General features: G+C 59.1%; 15 protein-coding genes. 9 read left to right on the forward strand and 6 right to left on the reverse strand.

Annotation, left to right across the window (positions count from 1 at the left end):
- Positions 1-28: 28 nt before the first annotated feature.
- The 5 genes from ACR0B8_RS05915 (at position 29) to ACR0B8_RS05935 (ending at position 5,879) form a co-directional block, all read left to right on the forward strand.
- Entirely contained in the window at positions 29-1,546 is a 1,518-nt protein-coding gene (locus tag ACR0B8_RS05915; protein WP_170358706.1) for a class I adenylate-forming enzyme family protein, read from the forward strand.
- The gene (locus tag ACR0B8_RS05920; RefSeq protein ID WP_226688384.1) at positions 1,543-2,202 is read left to right on the forward strand and encodes a DsbA family oxidoreductase; all 660 of its coding nucleotides are present in this window, start codon (positions 1,543-1,545) and stop codon (positions 2,200-2,202) included. The genes ACR0B8_RS05915 and ACR0B8_RS05920 overlap by 4 nt, the downstream gene beginning before the upstream one ends.
- 75 nt (positions 2,203-2,277) lie before the next feature.
- The gene (locus ACR0B8_RS05925) at positions 2,278-3,486 is read left to right on the forward strand and encodes a multidrug effflux MFS transporter (RefSeq protein WP_170348873.1); all 1,209 of its coding nucleotides are present in this window, start codon (positions 2,278-2,280) and stop codon (positions 3,484-3,486) included.
- Between the two features lie 57 nt (positions 3,487-3,543).
- A complete protein-coding gene (locus ACR0B8_RS05930; protein WP_226688383.1) occupies positions 3,544-5,208 on the forward strand; it encodes a tetratricopeptide repeat protein in 1,665 nt (554 codons plus the stop codon).
- On the forward strand, positions 5,205-5,879 hold the full coding sequence (locus tag ACR0B8_RS05935; protein ID WP_170358710.1) for an SH3 domain-containing protein: 675 nt from the start codon (positions 5,205-5,207) through the stop codon (positions 5,877-5,879). Before ACR0B8_RS05930 ends, ACR0B8_RS05935 begins: the two co-directional genes overlap by 4 nt.
- On the opposite strand, the gene mfd is transcribed toward ACR0B8_RS05935, so the two are convergent.
- Both mfd and ACR0B8_RS05945 read right to left on the reverse strand, forming a co-directional pair.
- Complete coding sequence (gene mfd / locus ACR0B8_RS05940) at positions 5,876-9,331, reverse strand: transcription-repair coupling factor (protein WP_170358712.1); 3,456 nt, start codon at positions 9,329-9,331, stop codon at positions 5,876-5,878. The two genes, ACR0B8_RS05935 and mfd, sit on opposite strands and share 4 nt — an antisense overlap.
- A 21-nt stretch (positions 9,332-9,352) precedes the next feature.
- Positions 9,353-9,877, reverse strand: coding sequence for a component of SufBCD complex (locus ACR0B8_RS05945; RefSeq protein WP_170358714.1), 525 nt, complete (start codon positions 9,875-9,877; stop codon positions 9,353-9,355).
- Between the two features lie 120 nt (positions 9,878-9,997).
- On the opposite strand from ACR0B8_RS05945, the gene hemB reads away from it, so the two are divergent.
- From hemB to ACR0B8_RS05965, 4 genes are all read left to right on the forward strand, one after another.
- The gene (gene hemB, locus ACR0B8_RS05950) at positions 9,998-10,996 is read left to right on the forward strand and encodes a porphobilinogen synthase (RefSeq protein ID WP_480658168.1); all 999 of its coding nucleotides are present in this window, start codon (positions 9,998-10,000) and stop codon (positions 10,994-10,996) included.
- 143 nt (positions 10,997-11,139) lie between these two features.
- A complete protein-coding gene (locus tag ACR0B8_RS05955) occupies positions 11,140-11,715 on the forward strand; it encodes a lipid-binding SYLF domain-containing protein (RefSeq protein ID WP_170358718.1) in 576 nt (191 codons plus the stop codon).
- Positions 11,716-11,890: 175 nt separating this feature from the next.
- Positions 11,891-14,353 carry a penicillin acylase family protein gene (locus tag ACR0B8_RS05960; RefSeq protein ID WP_226688381.1) on the forward strand — a complete coding sequence of 821 codons (2,463 nt, stop codon included), beginning with the start codon at positions 11,891-11,893 and terminating at the stop codon, positions 14,351-14,353.
- A gap of 108 nt (positions 14,354-14,461) precedes the next feature.
- Positions 14,462-14,857, forward strand: coding sequence for an SgcJ/EcaC family oxidoreductase (locus ACR0B8_RS05965; protein WP_170348881.1), 396 nt, complete (start codon positions 14,462-14,464; stop codon positions 14,855-14,857).
- A 3-nt stretch (positions 14,858-14,860) separates the two neighbouring features.
- Here the strand turns inward: ACR0B8_RS05965 and hflX are convergent, their stop codons facing one another.
- From hflX to trkA, 4 genes are all read right to left on the reverse strand, one after another.
- A complete protein-coding gene (hflX, locus tag ACR0B8_RS05970) occupies positions 14,861-16,132 on the reverse strand; it encodes a GTPase HflX (protein ID WP_226688380.1) in 1,272 nt (423 codons plus the stop codon).
- Entirely contained in the window at positions 16,132-16,371 is a 240-nt protein-coding gene (gene hfq / locus ACR0B8_RS05975; protein WP_010440340.1) for an RNA chaperone Hfq, read from the reverse strand. Before hfq ends, hflX begins: the two co-directional genes overlap by 1 nt.
- A gap of 124 nt (positions 16,372-16,495) precedes the next feature.
- Positions 16,496-18,034: a TrkH family potassium uptake protein gene (locus tag ACR0B8_RS05980; protein WP_480658165.1), complete on the reverse strand. Its 1,539-nt coding sequence runs from the start codon at positions 18,032-18,034 to the stop codon at positions 16,496-16,498.
- Entirely contained in the window at positions 18,034-19,410 is a 1,377-nt protein-coding gene (gene trkA, locus ACR0B8_RS05985; RefSeq protein WP_170358726.1) for a Trk system potassium transporter TrkA, read from the reverse strand. The genes ACR0B8_RS05980 and trkA overlap by 1 nt, the downstream gene beginning before the upstream one ends.
- Positions 19,411-19,506 lie beyond the last annotated feature (96 nt).

Consider the following 19,506-nt stretch of genomic DNA (forward strand, 5'->3'; position numbering starts at 1 on the left):
GCGCCAAGCGCCGCGATAGCCAGTGGCCATGCTTTCTGTTTTCGATCAGGGGCCGCCTCCGGCCTGCCCCGCACCATTCAATCTGGCCGCGCACGTTCTGCGGCACGCGGATGACCACCCGGACAAAACCGCCTTGTCGGTTTTAGGCAATGACGGGGCGCGGGATTGGACCTATGGCGTATTGAAATCGGCCATTCTGGGCACCGCTACCGGGCTGTTGAAGACCGGATTGAATCCCGGGGACATTGCGTTGATCCGACTGGGGAATACGGTTGATTTCCCCATCGCCTATCTTGGGGCCATAGCTGCCGGGATCGTGCCGGTTCCCACCTCGTCACAGCTGACCGAGCCCGAAACCGCGCGCATTATTTCTGATCTGCAACCCACAGCCATTCTACGCGACCCAGCCGTCGCCTGCGCCAATCATCCGTTGCAGATTACGCTGGACGATCTGTCGGGGATGCGCGCACTGCCCCCTGCCGAATTCCAACTCGGCGACCCGGACCGGTTGGCCTATGTCGTCTATACCTCTGGCACTTCTGGCAAACCACGCGCTGTGGCCCATGCCCACCGCGCCATCTGGGCGCGCCAGATGATGGTGGATGGCTGGTACGGGTTGCGGGATACGGACCGCCTGTGTCATGCCGGGGCGTTCAACTGGACCTATACTCTGGGCACCGGGCTGATGGATCCCTGGACGATCGGCGCGACGGCGTTGATCCCCGAACCCGGCACCGACTCTGATGCCCTTCCAGAGCTGTTAAGACAACATCGGGCAACGATCTTTGCTGCCGCGCCCGGCGTGTTTCGCAAATTGCTTAAATCCGCCGGTGATCTGCATTTACCGGACCTGCGTCACGGCCTGTGCGCAGGCGAAAAGCTGTCGCGGCACCTGCATGCGCAATGGAGCAACCTGACCGGGACAGAATTGTACGAAGCCTTCGGTATGTCCGAATGTTCGACCTTCATCTCGTCCAGCCCTGCCCATCCGGCCCGGGGCGAGTCGTTGGGGCAACCTCAACCGGGTCGCCGGGTGGCGATATTGGGACCGGACGGACCGGTTCCGCGTGGCCAAGAAGGTACCATTGCCGTCCACCGATCCGACCCCGGTCTGATGCTAACCTATCTGAATGCACCTGACGAGGCCAAGGCCCGCATGCAGGGCGACTGGTTTCTAACCGGTGATCAAGGGGCCATGGCGATGGACGGACAGATCACCTATCTGGGCCGCGACGACGATATGATGAACGCGGGTGGCTATCGCGTGTCCCCGGTCGAGGTTGAGGCCGCCCTAACCAAATTCCCCGGCATCGCGCAAGTGGGTGCAGCGGCGGTTGAGGTTAAACAGGACACATTCGTGATAGCCGCTTTCTATACCGGTCCGGAAAAGCTGGACGAAGCCGCTTTGCAAACCTATGTGGAGGCAAATCTGGCGCGCTACAAACAGCCACGCGCGTTCATTCACCTGCCCGAGCTGCCAATCGGTGGTAATGGCAAACTCCTGCGTCGGGCGCTCCCGGCCTATTTCAAGGCGAATACACCATGACTCAGACCGTCAAACTCGACATCATGTCCGATCCGATCTGCCCATGGTGCTATATCGGCAAAACCCATCTGGACAAAGCTCTGGCCGCTATCCCGGACCACCCGTTCGTTATCGAATGGCATCCGTTTCAGTTAAACCCCGACATGCCGAACGAAGGCATGGATCGCCGCGAATATCTGGAGCGCAAGTTCGGCGGCAAAGACGGTGCGGTGCGCGCCTATGCCCCGGTGGTTGAGCATGCGCAGAATGCCGGGCTGAGCATCGACTTCGAAGGGATGAAACGCACACCTAACACGTTGGACGCGCACCGCCTGATCCACTGGGCCGGGATCGAGGGCAAGCAAGACGCAGCCGTAAACGCTCTGTTCGATGCATATTTCGTGCAGGGACGTGATATTGGCGATCACGAAGTGTTGGCCGATATCGCCGACAGTATCGGCATGGACGCAGCTGTGGTATCGAAACTGCTGAAATCCGACGCTGATCGCGAGGTTATCCGCACCCGCGACACCCATTCGCGACAGATGGGGGTAAATTCTGTTCCTACCTTCATTGTGGCCAACCAGCACGCGGTTCCGGGCGCACAACCCCCTGAAATGTGGGAAAAAGTAATCGGTGAGATTATGTCCCAGCTTGAGGCTTCCCCTGCAAAATAGCACAGGTCCCTGTGCAGCCTGCCCCCTAGCGCCACCTGAAAAGCCGTGATAGCGCAATCAGGTCAGGAGGGCGCCATGGCCAATCGCATGTCTTCGGGAGAGTTCATCGCACTTGTCGCAATGATGTTTGCGACGATTGCGTTTTCGATCGACTCGATGCTGCCTGCTTTGCCCGAGATCGGCGCGCAGCTGAGCCCCGATGATATCAACGACGCTCAGTTGATCCTGACCTCATTTGTTCTGGGTATGGGCATCGGGACATTCTTTGTGGGTCCATTGTCCGACGCGTTTGGGCGCAAGCCAGTGATCTATGTCGGCTCGGCGTTGTACATCTTGTCGGCAGCCGTGGCCTGGGCCAGTTCTTCGCTGGAACTTCTACTGTTCGCGCGGGTGGCACAGGGCATCGGCTGCGCCGCGCCGCGTGTGGTCGCCATGGCGATCATCCGAGACTTGTACTCGGGCCGGGAAATGGCGCGGATCGTCTCTATCGCCATGATGATCTTTACGCTGGTGCCTGCCGTCGCCCCGATGCTTGGGGCCGGAATGATCGCCATCGCGGGATGGCGTGGCATCTTTGTTTCGTTCATCCTGTTCTCGGTGATCACCGTGATCTGGCTGGGTCTGCGCCTACCAGAATCGCTGAGGCCGGAAAACCGTCGCCCACTGCGCCTGCCCTTGATGACCGCGGCCGCACGCGAGATGTTCGCCCATCCCACGGTGCGCGTATCAATCTTTGTGCAATCCCTTTGCCTTGGCATGTTGTTCACTATGCTGACCATGGTGCAGCCAGTTTATGACGTGATCCATGACAGCGCCGACAGCTTCCCGTTTTGGTTCGGCTTTGTGGCTTTGATGGCGGGGTCCGCCAGCCTGTTGAACGCCGCGCTTGTGATCCGCGTGGGGATGCGGCGGCTGGTGACATGGGCCCTTGGCGCGCAGATCGCCATCACGATTGGCGTCATCACGCTGAACATGATGCCGCTTTCGGCCAATCTGAACTTTGCGGTGTTCGTCTTCTGGCAGACCTCGATCTTTTTCATGGCTGGCATGACGATGGGCAACCTGAACGCCATCGCAATGGAGCCAATGGGCCATATTGCCGGTATGGCAGCGTCGGTCATCGGCGCGTTTTCGACCGTTCTGGCCGCCGCTATCGCCGCCCCGATCGGTCAAATGTTCGATGGCTCGCTATATCCGCTGACCACCGGCATTCTAGTGATGAGCGTGGCCGGTTTCGGACTGATGCTGCATATGGGCCGGATCGAAAACAGACTGCCTGCCTGACCTGTGCAGCCCGGGTGAATCACGCTAATCTTTCCCCGACCCGAGGGGAGATTTTCAATGAGCGACTATTACGATCTGGGCACATATTCCTGTCCGGTCAGCACGACCTCAGCCGAGGCCCAGCTTTGGTTCGATCGGGGGCTGGTTTGGACCTATGGCTATAACCATGACGAGGCCGTTGTCTGTTTCCAACGCGCTGCCGAGCATGACCCGAACTGCGCCATGGCCCATTGGGGCATCGCTTATGCCGCCGGTCCGAATTACAACCTGCCCTGGGATTTACGCGACGCGCGTGGTCAGCAGAAAGCGCTCGCGCAAGCCTATGACGCGACACAGCAAGCGGTGGCCCTGTTGGACACCTGCACCCCCGTTGAACAGGCGCTGATCCACGCCCTGCCCGCCCGTTACCCTCAACGCAATCCGATCCCGGATATGAACGGCTGGAACCATGATTTTGCCGATGCCATGCGCGCAGCCTTTGCCGATCACCCCGATCACTTGGACCTGCGCACGATATATGTTGAGGCACTGCTGAACCTCACCCCCTGGCAGATGTGGGATCTGAAGACCGGGAAACCTGCCGAAGGTGCCGCCACGCTTGAGGCGCAGAAGGTCCTTGAGGACGCGATGGCAAATGACCCCGCAGCCATGTCGCACCCGGGTTTGCTGCACCTCTATGTCCACCTGATGGAGATGTCTCCGACCCCAGAAAAGGCATTAAAAGCCGGGGATGTTCTGCGCACGCTGGTGCCGGATGCGGGCCATCTGGTGCATATGCCCACCCATATCGATGTGCTGTGCGGGCACTACCACAACGTCGTTTATTGGAACGAAAAGGCCACCATAGCCGATCTAAAATATTACGAGCGCGAAGGCGCGTTCAACATCTATACCGGCTATCGTCAGCACAATTACCATTTCGCCATCTACGGGGCGTTGTTCCTGGGCCAGATGGAACCGGCCCTGCGCGCCAATCAAGGCCTGTGGGACACAACCCCCGAAGATATGTTGCGCATCGAAAGCCCACCCATGGCGGATTACTTCGAAAGCTACATGTCCATGGGGCCGCATATCCTGATCCGTTTTGGCCAGTGGGAGGAAGCCAAGGCACTGAAACTGCCCGCAGACCCCGACCTCTATCGCACGTTGACCGCCACCATCCACTATGCTCGCGCCATCGCCCATGCTGCAACCGGTGATGTCGCCGAAGCCGAAGCTGAGGAACAACTGTTCCTGTCGGCCAAGGCCTGCGTGCCCGAAACACGCCTGCTACACAACAACCGCGTCGTTGACCTGCTTGAAATCGCGCGGGAAATGCTGAGTGGAGAGATTGAGTATCGCAAGGGCAACTACGATATCGCCTACGCCCATCTGCGACGCTCGGTCGAGTTGGATGACACGCTGCCCTATGACGAACCGTGGGGCTGGATGCAGCCAACCCGCCATGCATTAGGGGCGTTGTTGTTTGAACAAGGTCACGTAACCGAGGCTGAAGCGGTCTATCGCGAAGACCTTGGCTTGGGCGGCACCCTCAGCCGTGCTTCGATCCATCCGGACAATGTTTGGAGCCTCAAAGGTCTGCATGACTGCCTGAAGGCGCGCGGCGAAAGTGTTGAAATCGCTCAAATCAAACAACGTCTTGATTTGGCTCTGGCACGTGCCGACCGCGCCGTCGGAGCATCCTGTTTCTGCGCCCAAGCCGCGATGAGGGCCGCCGAATGAGATACGCGCTACTGCTGGCTGCCGTGATCTGCGGCCCAGCACTTGCCGACCGTCAATCCTTTCCACCGGTCGATCAGGCAGACCGTGATCCATCGTTGATCGCCTTTCGCGAGGCATTATTGGTCCAAGTGGCTGCACGGGATACCGACGCTGTGGTTGCCGCGTCCTGCCCCGATATCTACCTAAGCCATGGCGGTGATGGCGGCCCCGAGGAATTGCGCGCCAATCTGACCCTCGACCCGGAAGCCCTGTCGGATGAACAGCGCGAAAACGCGGATGCATTACGCGCGCAATACTGGTCTGACCTGGAAACCACTTTGTCTCAGCCCGGTTACTTCGACGAAGAAGGCGAGTTCTGGATGCCGCATCAATGGCAGATCACCCTGCCCGCCTCGCTGGACCCAGAGTTGGCGTTCTTTGTCAAAGGTTCCGATGTATCTTTACGTCAAAGACCGGATCGCAACTCGTCAATTATAGGCCTGATCAGCCACGAAATCGCGATCATACGTGACTATCGAGACGGTGCCGAATATCAGCGCGTCCTGCTGACGGACGGCGCGCAAGGTTATATGCACGCCGATTTTCTTTGGCCCATGACCGGCCACCGCGCCGCGTTCGTCAAGTCGGACGCGGGCGACTGGCAGTTGTGTACTTTTGTCAGCGGAGACTAGACCTTCGCCTTTTTCTTCTCGGCCACAACCTTTTCCGCCAGATCGCGGGCGATGGCAAAGGCCCCCTTGATCTTGTCGCTGTCCTTTTTCCAGTCGCGGCGCACGACAATCTTGTTGTCCTTGACCTTGGCCAGCCCGCGCTGGTTCTGGATGAACTCGACCAACCCCTGAGGCGAGGCAAACTTGTCATTGTGGAACTGGATCGTCGCACCCTTTGGTCCGCCGTCCAATTTAGCAATGCCCGCACGTTTGCACATCGCTTTGATACGCACGACCAGCATCAGGGTGTTCACCTCTTTTGGTAGCGAACCAAAGCGGTCAATCAACTCGGCCGCAAAACCTTCAAGTTCAACCTTGGTCGAAAGCGAGGACAAGCGGCGGTACAGCCCCAGGCGCACATCCAGATCGGGCACATAATCCTCGGGGATCAGAACCGGGACGCCCAGATTGATTTGCGGGGCCCACTGGTCGTCTGCGTCCGATAGACCCTCCATCTCACCGGCTTTGATTTTGGCAATCGCCTCTTCCAACATGGATTGGTACAGCTCGTAGCCCACGTCGCGCATCTGGCCCGACTGTTCCTCACCCAGCAGATTGCCGGCACCGCGAATGTCCAGATCCTGCGATGCCAGCGTGAACCCCGCCCCCAGTGTATCAAGAGAGCCTAGAACCCGCAGGCGTTTCTCGGCGGTGACCGTCAATCGCTGGCGCGGTTTGGTGGTCAGATAGGCATAGGCGCGGGCCTTTGATCGCCCCACCCGTCCGCGGATCTGGTAAAGCTGCGCCAGACCGAACATATCCGCGCGATGCACGACCATTGTGTTGGCCGTCGGAATATCCAGCCCACTTTCCACAATCGTCGTTGCCAACAGCACATCATACTTCCCGTCATAGAAGGCATTCATGCGGTCATCGAGTTCGCCCGCCGCCATTTGCCCATGCGCGACAACGTAAGTCAGTTCCGGTAGTTGCTCCTTCAGGAATTCCTCAATCTCGGGCAAGTCCGAGATACGCGGGACCACATAGAAACTTTGCCCGCCGCGATAATGCTCGCGCAGCAGCGCCTCGCGCACCGTGACCGCATCGAATTCGCTGACATAGGTGCGGATGGCCAGACGGTCGATGGGCGGCGTGCCGATGATTGACAGATCACGCACACCTGTCAGCGACAATTGCAGCGTCCGCGGTATCGGCGTCGCGGTTAGGGTCAGCACGTGAATGTCCGAGCGCAGTTGTTTGAGGCGCTCTTTGTGACCCACCCCGAAATGCTGTTCCTCATCGATGATCAGCAGCCCGAGGTTGTTGAACCGAATCCCCTTGGCCAGCAGCGCATGGGTGCCGACCACGATGTCCACCGTGCCTCGCGCCAACCCATCGCGGGTTTGTTGCGCCTCTTTCGCCGAGACAAAACGCGACAGCTGCCGAACCTCAAGCGGGAATCCCCGGAACCGTTCCTTAAACGATGCCGCGTGCTGTCGGGCCAGCAGCGTCGTAGGGGCCACAACGGCCACCTGCACGCCCGACATCGCGGCGACAAAGGCAGCACGCATGGCGACCTCGGTCTTGCCGAAGCCGACATCGCCGCAAATCAGACGATCCATTGGCGCGCCCGAGTGCATGTCTTCCATCACATCGGAAATCGCGCGCAGCTGATCATCAGTTTCCTGATACGGAAAACGCGCGCTGAACTCCTCCCACGCATGGGGCGGCGGGTCCATCACCGGAGCTTTACGCAGCGCCCGCTCAGCAGCGATGCGGATCAGCTTGTCCGCCATCTCGCGAATGCGCTCTTTCAGCTTGGCCTTTTTGGCCTGCCATGCACCGCCGCCCAGACGATCCAGAAGACCTTCGTCGTGCCCGTATTTCGACAGCAGCTCGATGTTTTCGACCGGCAGGTACAGCTTGGACTGTTCGGCATATTCCAACAAAAGGCACTCATGGGCTGCGCCCGCCGCCGTCACGACCTCCATCCCCATGTAGCGGCCAATCCCGTGGTCCACATGCACCACAAGATCGCCGGGTGATAGCGATTGGGTTTCGGTTAGGAAGTTCTCGGCCTTTCGGCGTTTCTTGGGTTGGCGGATCAGGCGGTCGCCCAGAACATCTTGTTCAGCGATCACTGTCAGATCCGACGTTTCGAACCCATGCTCCAACGCCCAAACGGCCAGGTGCAGCCCGCGTTTACCGATGCGGGTACCGTTGGAAACAGGGATCGCCTCAGCCAGACCTTCGTCTTCGATCAATCCGGTCAGGCGTTCACGCGCACCTTCGGAATAAGACGCGATCAGGACCGGCCCTTTGTCCATCTTGTCTGTGATATGACTGGCCAGCGCGCCAAAAAGGCTGATGCTTTCCTGCTGTCGTTCGGGTGCAAAATTCCGCCCGATCCGTCCACCAGCGTCGATCACGCCGGGGCCGCTGGCCTGCGGCAACGGGCTGAACTGCAAAACGCGCCGATCACCCACCGCCTGCTCCCATGCAGCATCGTCCAGATACAACAATCCGGGCGGCGTAGGTTTATAGACCGTGTCCATGCGCGAGCGGTTTTCCAGCGCCAACCGCCGAGTTTCGTACTGATCCTCAATCGATTCCCACCGGGCCAAGCGCGCGGGTGTGACCTGATCGTCCAACGAGATCGTGGCACCAGGCAGATAGTCGAACAGCGTTTCAAGCTTTTCGTGAAAAAACGGCAACCAGTGTTCCACGCCTTGATGCTTGCGGCCAGCGCTGACCGCCTCGTACAGCGGATCATCGGTTCCCGCCGCGCCGAATTCGATGCGATAGTTCTGGCGGAATCGTGTGATGGCGGCGTCATCCAGAATGACTTCGGACACCGGGGCCAGTTCAACCACGTCCAGCTTTTCAGTCGTGCGCTGCGACACTGGGTCAAACCGGCGCGCACCGTCCAGCACATCACCGAACAGGTCCAGCCGAACCGGGCCGGATTCGCCCGGAGGGAAAATGTCGATAATGCCGCCGCGGATCGCGTAGTCTCCGGGCTCCATAACCGTCGGGCTTTGCGTGAAACCCATGCGCACCAAAAAGTTCCGCAATGCTGTTTCGTCGACACGGTGGTTGACCCGGGCAGTAAACGCGGCCTCACGCAGCACATCGCGCGCTGGCACTCGTTGGGTCGCGGCGTTTAGCGTGGTCAGCAACACAAACCGTTCGGGCATCTGATGCACCAGCGCGGCCAGTGTTGCGACCCGCGCCGCAGCGATATCCGCGTTCGGCGACACCCGGTCATACGGAAGGCAATCCCAGCCGGGGAAGACGAACACCGGCATGTCCGGGGCGAAAAAGGCAAGTGCTGCCCGCATTGCCTCCATCCGCTTGTCATCGCGCGCGACGTGGCAAACCGGCCCGGCGGATCGCTTGATCTCGTTCAGGACAAGCTGTGCGTCAAACCCCTCAGGGGCGCCGCCGACTGTTACGTGGTTCGGAGCCGTCATTCCCTCGCCTTTCCGAATTTCCTACCCCAGAACACCAATCGAAAAGTTCTGATACATGCCCCAAAGCGACGTGATCAAGATCGAGATCATGCCGATAATCTGCGTATAAATCCGGCAGCGGGTCAAAATCCTGCCGGTAAACTCCAATGTCCCGTCGCCGGCCTGCAGCTTTCGCGCCGCCGAAATGTTGATCAGCATCACAATACAGACCGGGAATAACAACAAGAACACAGCCTGCGCGAATTCAACCCCGTAAACGAACCCAAGCATCGCCAGACCGGTGAAGATGAAACAGCTCAACCCGAGAATGGCCAGCCCCGATACCTCAACGATATACAGTATCCGGTTTTTGTTGATCCGCACGATGTCCAGAAAATCACGCTCGGCTTCACCGCCGACACGGCGCGCGCGCACCAGCAGATCATAGGGCACACCCAGCGTCCAATGGCTTGTGGACGACCACAGCACAGCCAGCCCGATCCAATACCACAGATTCGAGAAGCTGCGCATGTCGATAATTTCGAAAAGCGTAGAGAATAAGTCCAAGCGTCAGCCCTTTGTTCACTGTCCTTAGGGGCCTTCACTGCGCAGGCGCGACCATCGTTACCCTTGAGACCACGTGGAATTCATGCCACCCAATGCGGGAATATTCAAGGAGAGCGCGACATGAAGCCGACCATCGCCCCCTATCCCCTGACCCGTTTCCGCCGGGCGCGCCAATCTCAAGCCGTGCGCGGCCTTGTTCGGGAAAATACGCTGACCATAGATGATTTGATCTGGCCGGTTTTTGTGCGCGACGGCGAGGGTGTGGAGGAGCCCGTGCCCTCGATGCCCGGTGTGATGCGCCGGTCGGTGGACCTGATAGCTAAGGCCGCAGTTGAGGCGCAGGCGTTGGGAATCCCAGCGATCTGCATCTTTCCCTACACCGACGCCAACCTGAAAACCGAGGATTGCGCCGAGGCCTGGAACCCTGACAATCTGTCCAACCGGGCCATCCGCGCCATCAAGGCCGCAGCCCCGGATATCGCGGTAATGACCGATGTCGCACTGGACCCGTACAACATCAACGGTCACGACGGCTATGTCATCGATGGCGAAATTGTGAACGACAAGACGATCGAGGCGTTGGTCAGGATGACGTTGGCGCAGGCTGAGGCAGGTGCCGATATCATCGGTCCGTCCGACATGATGGATGGGCGGATCGGTGAAATGCGCCGGGCGTTGGAATCTGCTGGGCACCAGAACGTGATGATCCTCAGCTATGCCGCGAAATACGCCAGCGCCTTTTACGGACCCTTCCGTGATGCGGTCGGTGCTTCGGGCGCGCTTACGGGCGACAAGAAGACCTATCAAATGGATCCGGCCAATTCGAACGAAGCCTTGCGCCTGATCGAACGCGACCTGACCGAAGGTGCGGATATGGTGATGATCAAGCCCGGCATGCCCTATCTGGATATCTGCCGACGGGTAAAGGACACCTTTGGCGCGCCGACATATGCCTATCAGGTGTCGGGTGAATACGCGATGATACAGGCCGCGGCACGGAACGGTTGGATCGATGGTGACAGGGTGATGCTGGAAAGCCTGTTGGCCTTCAAGCGCGCTGGCTGCGACGGCATCCTCACCTATTTCGCCCCACAGGTCGCGCGCGCCTTGCAAGGCTAATGCCCCCAATTGTCGCAATTTTTCGCCGATTGTGATTCGCTGTCACTCAGCTTTCCCGTGACACGCGACGGCAATCGGCGTATTCTTGCACATAAGATCGGGAACACCCGACATATCAGGCAGTCATACAGAGAAAAAAAGACATGAGCAGTTCCAATGCACCCCAACTAAGCCGTCGCGGCTTTGCCTTTGGCATGGCCGGTTTGACGGTAACCGCAGCTTGTGGCAACGGCGTGGGTAACACCAACGCCGCCACCATCGACGCACGCGTCGATGCCACACTAACCGAAATGTATGCGAAATATCCCAACACGGTTGAGATCGCAAACAAAGCCAACGGCATGTTGATCATGCCCCTGATCACCGACGCCGGATTAATCTTCTTTGGTGGCGCCTACGGCCAAGGCGCCTTGCGCATTCAAGGCGCAACGGTTGATTACTATTCTGCAATTTCCGGAACCGCCGGCCTGCAAATCGGCGCGCAACAATATGCACATGTCCTGTTCTTCATGACCCAGGACGCACTGAACGATTTCCGCCGTTCCAGCGGATGGACTGCCGGTGCCGATATTGGCTATGTGGTTGATGCAACTGGAAACTCCCTGTCCACTGACACAACGACTCTGCGTTCGCCTGTGCTGGCGGTGGTATTCGGCCAAGCCGGTTTGAAATTCGGCGCCACTGTCGAAGGCACCAAATATACGCGGATCATTCCTTAAACATCGGACTACCACTCCCCCCTCATTAGTCCCCGCCACAGGTTCCCAGCTGCGGCGGGGTTTTTCATTTATAGCGCTGTAAACACGAATATTCCCGGGCTGTTCCTCTTTCGGTCGATCCAGCCATCATCTAGTCTGACCTCAATCGGAATAGGATCAGGATTGTAGGCCGCAGATGGGATTTGTTTTTCGCTGGCTCGTACGCATTACAACGGGTCTGGTCCTGCTGGCTTTGGCCGCTGTGGCATTGGTGTATTTCCTGGCGAGCCAGTCCCTGCCGGATTACGATCAGACGGTCGAGGTTCGGGGGCTGAACGCCCCGGTCGAGATCATCCGCGATACCGCCAATGTCCCTCATGTCCTGGCCGAAAATGACCCGGATGTGTTCTTCGGTCTGGGCTATGCCCATGCGCAGGACCGTCTGTGGCAGATGACGGTCATGCGCCGTACCGCCCAGGGGCGCCTGTCGGAAATTTTCGGCGCGCGTACCGTCCACGTCGACAAGCTGCTGCGCCGACTGGACCTTTACGGTCTGGCCCACCGCTCGGTCGAGGCGCAGGACGATTACACCAAAACCGCCTTACGCGCCTATGCCGCTGGGGTAAACGCGCGGCTGGATGAGATCAACGAAGCCGCTCTTGGCCGTGGTGCGCCCGAGATGTTTTTGTTCAACGCGCCCGTTTCGCCCTGGCAACCGGGCGATAGCATTGCGGTGATCAAGCTGATGGGTCTGCAACTGTCCGGCCATCTTGAGGACGAAGTGCTGCGTGCCCGTACTTCATTAATGCTGAACGATCCGGCGCGGTTGACCGATATCCTGCCGAATGTGCCGGGGGCCGGTATTGCTGCCCTGCCAGAATATGCCGCTTTGTTTCCAGGGCTGCCCCGTTACGCCCGCGGCACACCTATGCCCGACACGCCGCTGTCGCCTTTTCCGAAACGAGGATTGGCCGGAGCGTCCAATGCCTGGACCGCCGCGCCCTCACGCTCGGCCAGTGGGGGAACGTTGTTGGCCAATGACCCGCATCTAGGGTTCACTGCCCCCGGTGTCTGGTATCTGGCGCGGCTGGAGTTGGCCAAAGGTGGCGTGATTGGTGCAACTATTCCCGGTGTTCCTGCCATCATGACCGGGCGCAGCGATCGTTTAGGCTGGGGTCTGACGTCGTCCTACCTGGACGATCAGGACGTACATATCGAGCAGTTGAACCCCGACAACACCGAGGAATATCTGTCGCCGGATGGCTTCAAAAAGTTCCGCACCCGCCCCTCGATTATCGAGATCAAGGACGAGACCCCCATCACCCTGACCCTGCGTTGGACGGAAAATGGCCCGGTCCTGCCTGGAAGTCACTACAATCTGGAAACGATCACGCCTCCGGGTCATGTCGCCTCGTTGTCTTGGACGGCGCTTAGCCCGCGCGACACGTCGATGACGGCGTCTATGGCCTTGATGAATGCCGACACTGTTCGCGAGGCCATTGATGTGGGCGAGCTGTTCATTTCGCCCTCGCAAAACCTGTCGCTGGTCGACAAGGACATGATCGGTCTGAAATTGATTGGCGCAATGCCCAAACGTGACCTGCGCAACCAAAGCCGTGGCCGCATCCCAACACCCGGTTGGCTGGCCGAAAACCTCTGGCAAGGTCGCCTGCCCTATGCCGACAATCCCGAATTCGTGGCCCCCGCAGGTGGTATTCTGGGCAACACAAACAACAAGATCATCGACCGCCCCTTCCCCTTGCATGTCTCGTATGAGTGGGGCGACACCCAGCGCGTTCATCGCTGGGAACGCCTGATGCAAACGCGCGAGGTTCACACGCGCGACAGCTTTATCGAGGCACAACTGGATACCGTCAGCTTTACCGCCCGCTCGTTGCTGCCGCTGATCGGCGCGGACCTTTGGTTTACCGGCGCATCCGCCCCCGAAGGCACCCCGGAACGTCAGCGCCAGATCGCCCTTTCCCTGCTGGCCGAATGGAATGGTGAGATGAACGAGCACCTGCCCGAACCGCTGATCTATGCAGCGTGGCTGCGCGCGCTGCAAATCCGTCTGATCTCGGACGAGCTGGGCCCGCTGGCCGCCGAATACAAACATGTCGAGCCGCTGTTCATCGAGCGTGTCTATCGCAATATCGATGGCGCGTCGGTCTGGTGTGACGTACGCCAAAGTGCCCCCTCTGAGACCTGCACCGACATGGCGCGGCTGGCGCTGGACGATGCGCTTATCTGGATCGCCGAAAACTATGGAACCGCACTGCAATCCCTGCGCTGGGGCGATGCGCATCAGGCAACACACGATCACCCGGTACTGGGCTCGGTTCCGGTTTTGCGGTTCTTCGTCAATATCCGGCAATCTACCAGCGGCGGCGACAATACCCTACTGCGCGGGCGTACCTCGGGCGAGGGCAAGGACCCGTTTCAGAACGTACATGGCGCAGGTTATCGCGGTGTTTATGACTTTGCGGACCCGGACAGCTCGGTCTTTATTACGGCAACCGGCCAGTCGGGCCACTTCCTGTCGCGCTATTATGATGATCAGGCTCAGCTATGGCGGCGAGGCGAGTATATCCCGATGTCACTGGACCTGGATTTAGCGCGCGCTGCGGCCGTCGGAGTGACCAACCTGATCCCGCGCTGAATTCCGCTGTTTCGGCAAGACCTTGCCCCCTGCTACCCGCCCCCGTGGACGCCGAGTGCCGTTTTCGCATACGATCTGTCAGCGGATTATGTGGGACCGGGGGCACAAATGGCGAGTATTCGGGATAGGCTGAACAACCTTGCGCGCGACTATGCAATCGCCTGGAGTTCGGGTGATCATAATGCGGTCGCCAGCTTTTTTGCCGCCGACGGGCAGATATCCATGAACCGGGCTGAACCGCTGAAAGGCCGCGCCGCGATCGCCGAAATGGCCCGTGGGTTTCAATCAGACTTTCCCGATCTTGAGCTACGCTGCGACATGATGCGATGGGCTGGGCCCCACGCTATCTTTGTTTGGACCTTCGAAGGCCACCATACCAAAACCGGCAATCTCGTCGTCACACGGGGCTGGGAAGAATGGGACCTGACCGAAGACCACAAAGTTCTATCCTCGCAAGGCTGGTTCGACGTCGAGGATATGCAGCGTCAGATTGATGGGGGTTGATTGCTAAATCCCGGCGAATTGCGCCGCCTGCCTGTCCGTCCACAATACAGTGATTTCGAACCCGTCTTCGGTCTGCTTTTCGGACCGCACGACATCCTGTCGAAATAGCCAGGCGCGCCTGTTGCCCTCGGCAAATCCCAAAGACAGTATCTCTTCGTGTCGCGCACCCTGCAGCTTGGTTGCAATCTCGGCCAGCAGAGGGTCTACCCCTTCGCCGGTTACCGCCGAAATGGCGAATATCGACGGATCACGTTTGGCTCGTTTAAACGCGGCCTCGCGTTCGTCGCCATTCAGTAAGTCGATCTTGTTCCACACCTCCAGCCGGGGGCGTTCTTCGTCGACGCCCAGCGAGGTCAAAATCGCCTCGACATCCTGCGCCTGTGCATCAGTTTCCTCATGGCTGATGTCGCGTACGTGGACAACGATATCGGCGCCCAGAACTTCTTCGAGTGTCGCCCGGAAAGCCGCGACCAGTTCGGTCGGCAGGTTCGAGATGAAACCAACCGTGTCCGACAGGATCACCTCAGGACCGTCGGGCAACTCAACGCGGCGCATGGTCGGGTCCAGCGTGGCAAACAGCATGTCCTTGGCCATCACCTCGGCCCCGGTCAGACGGTTGAACAATGTGGATTTCCCGGCGTTTGTATAGCCCACCAGGGCCACAATCGGATACGGTACCTTGGCACGGGCAGCGCGGTGCAGCGTGCGGGTTTTGACAACTTTTTGCAGCTGCCGCCGCAGACGCACCAGTTGTTCATCAATCGCACGGCGGTCGGCCTCGATCTGGGTTTCACCGGGACCGCCCACAAACCCCAATCCGCCCCGCTGACGTTCCAAGTGTGTCCAGGCCCGCACCAGCCGCGTTCGTTGATAGCTGAGCGCCGCCATCTCGACCTGCAACACACCTTCGCGGGTGCGGGCGCGGTCGCTGAAAATCTCAAGGATCAGGCCGGTTCGGTCGAGGATTTTGACCTTCCAAGCCTTCTCAAGGTTGCGCTGTTGCACGGGTGAAACCGGCCCGTCGATCAGAACCAATTCGATTTCATTGTCATGAAGCCGCTCGGCCAGTTCCTCGATCTTGCCGCTGCCGAACAGCAACCCCGGCTGGGCCCGTTGCAAGCGCACAATTTCAGACCCGATCACATCCAAATCGGGCAAAGCGGCAGCCAGCGCCACCGCCTCGTCCAGCGCTGGTTCGGGAACGCGGCGCTGTTCATCAGATTTGATTTCCGGATGCAGCACCCAAGCCCGGGTGCGCGTCCTATCGTGTTCCATCAAGAGGCGTCTTCGCCCTCATACAGGCTGATCGGCTGCGACGGCATGATGGTCGAAATCGCATGCTTATAGACCAGCTGCGACTGTCCGTCGCGGCGCAGCAGCACACAGAAATTATCGAACCAGGTGATCACACCCTGCAATTTCACACCGTTGATCAGGAATATTGTGACCGGGACCTTTGCTTTCCGTACATTGTTCAGGAACGCGTCCTGCAGATTCTGTCTGTCCGAAGCCATATTTTATTATCTCGCCATTGTTCTTGCTACGCGCTGCGGACCAACGCGCTCCCTCCGCAGGAGTATGGAGTGCTGCGCACAGATATTCCAGATGAAAAATCAGTCAATTCTGGAATGCCGAAGCTTAATCGCGCCAAAGGGTTGGCGTAATCAGGGCAATGATCGCAAGTGTTTCCAGCCGCCCGATCACCATTGCCGCACACATTGTCAGTTTGGCTCCAAGTGACAGGTCCACAAGTCGGATGGGAATATCAGTGGCCAGTTCAATCACCGGACCCGTCGTGCTAAGCGCCGCAACGGTCAGGACCATGGCCTGTTCGAACCCTGCCCCCATCATCGCCAGCAGCAGATTGAACAAGGCGGCCGTCAGTGCGAACATCATCAAAAAGATCCAGGCGATAAAGGCTCCGTCACTTTGAATGCGTCGGTTACCACCCCCTACGCCGCTGACCGATGAGGGGTAAATCAGCCGGTCAATCTCACGCGCTCCGTTCAGGTACAAAGCGAATACCCGCAGCAGTTTGACGCCGCCCGCCGTGGTTGCGACTCCCCCGCCGATCAGGGCCAGCCCCATAAGGATCAGGCCGGGCGTCCCCAGCCCCGACAATTGCTGTGCGTCATTCCAGTTGGCGCTTTCGAACCCGGCCGTTGTCAAGAAAGCCAGTGCCGTGAACACCATACCCCAGAACACATACACCGCATCAATCGGGCTCAGTGTCCCGCCGATTTCATTGACGCCCGCCCACACACGAAAAAACAAAAGCGTTGCAACGGCGATGACGATCAGCAGACCGATCCGAAACTCTGGGTCCTTGTCCAGCCGCGAATACCCGGTGGTGGCGGTATCCGTGGAAAAGGTCAGTCGGGACAGGGCAAAGAACAGGAACAAGAATATGATCGCCTCACCCGTGAAACCAGCCTGTGCGCCCTCAAGCCCACCGACCGGAGAGATTCCGGACGTAGCCATTGTGGACATCGCATGACAGATGGCGGTCAGTCCTTGCTCGCCTGCGATCAGCAGCAAAAGCCAGATCACCGCCGTCAGACCTGTATAAACTGGCGTCAGCGTGAGAGTCACTCGGATCAATCGTCCACGCGGATCGACCTTTTCACTTTGTGCAACACCAGAGACCGGACGGCCGGGTTGCCCACGTGCGGTCACCTCGAACCCGCCCAACGACAGCGGTGCCAGAATCGCGGCAGCCGAAATCCACATCAGCAAGCCGCCCATCCAACCCACTAACGCCCGCCAAAGGTGCAGCGGGGCCGTAAGGCGATCAGGGTCTGGGAAAATGTCAGCGCCCGTGGTTGTCAGCGCACTGACCATGTCGAAATAGGCGTTCAAGAAAGTGGTATTGCCCAACGCATCGTGCAGCGGAATGGCAAGAAACAAGGGCAGTACCGTAAAACACCCCAACAACACCGCCAATTGCCCCAACGTGCCCCTTCGCGGCACCCGGTTCGATGACGCCAACCCAACCGAGGCCACCACGAACAGCCCCAACAAACCGGAATAGAAGAACGACCGCGACGTGTCATGATCATCCAGCGCCAGCGCATAGATCGCCGGCACCCACATCGACAGCGAAAACACCGCCCAGATCAGCAGGAACAGCGGCAAGCGCCGCACCAAACCGATCTGCTGTGTTCGCGCGCGCATCATCAGAAGAAATCGATCGAAACCTGCAGCAACCGCTCGACCTCAGGCACATCCTTAGCCATGGCAAAGATCGCCACGACATCTTTTTCCTCGATACGCAGACTGCCAGTGGGGCGCAGCACCTCATCCCCCTTGCGCACGGCACCCACCAGAACGCCTTCGGGGAAATCAATGTCGCGCAGTTTTTGCCCGGCCAGCGGCGAGGTCGACAGCACCTCGGCCTCGATCACCTCGGCCTCGGCATCCCCAATGGAATAGACCTGCCGCACCCGCCCGTGGCGAATGTGGCGCAGGATTGAACTGACGGTCGTGGCACGCGGGTTGATATAAGCATCGATCCCCAGCGGGCCCATCAGCGCCACCATTGTTGGATCATTGATCAACGCAATCGCCAGGGCACATCCTTCGGCTTTGGCGCGCACCGCGGCCAGCATGTTGGCCCGGTCATCATCGGTAACCGCCAGCATCGCATCAGCCCGTTCGATGCCCGCCTCGCGCAACAGTGCGGCATCCAGCCCGTCGCCATTCAGAACAATCGTTCGTTCCAATGCTTCAGCAGCATGTTCGGCGCAGCTGCGATCCCGTTCGATGATTTTGGCGCGCACTCGGCTTTCACGCTCTTCCAGCGTGCGCGCGACCTCAAGCCCGACGTTACCGCCACCGACGATCACGACGCGGTCCTGTTTCTTTTGGGTCTTGCCAAAGACCTCCATCGTGCGGTCAACGTCCTGAACATTGCTGAAGACATAACATTCATCGCCAACGAACAACTGGTCCTCGGATTCCGGGGCAAACAGGCTGCCGTCGCGCCGAACCCCCACGACAATAGAGCTGAGTGTTGAAAACAGATCTGTCAGTTGCCGTAGCGGCGTATTGACGATGGGACAGTCCTCTTCGATGCGGATGCCCAGCAACTGGGCTTTACCATCCATGAACATTTCCGTGTCAAAGGCCGAAGGTGCGGACAGACGGCGCATGGCGGCGGCGGCCACCTCGCGCTCAGGGCTGATCACCACGTCGATGGGCAGGTGATCGCGACGAAACAAGTCCGAGTGGATCGCCTCGAGATAGGATTTCGAACGCAAGCGCGCGATCTTGCGCTGGATCGAGAAAATAGAGTGCGCCATCTGACAGGTGACCATATTCACCTCATCCGAATGGGTCGCGGCAATGATCATGTCGGCGTCTCGGGCGCCTGCCCTCTCCAGCACGTCCGGATAACTGGCAAACCCTGCAATCCCCTGCACATCCAGCGTTTCGGTCGCGCGACGCACCAGGTCAGGGTTGTTGTCCACCACCGTCACATCGTTCAGCTCGCCCGAAAGGTGCCGTGCAATCTGCCAGCCGACCTGACCCGCACCGCAAATGATGACCTTCATGTTTTTGGCCCTTCTGCCTGAAATCTTTGAATGACAGATGCCCCCAAAGCGGTCAATTGAATTGTCATACCGGCAAAGCTAAGGCAAGATAAGCCT

This window comes from Ruegeria sp. BH6, assembly GCF_056538105.1.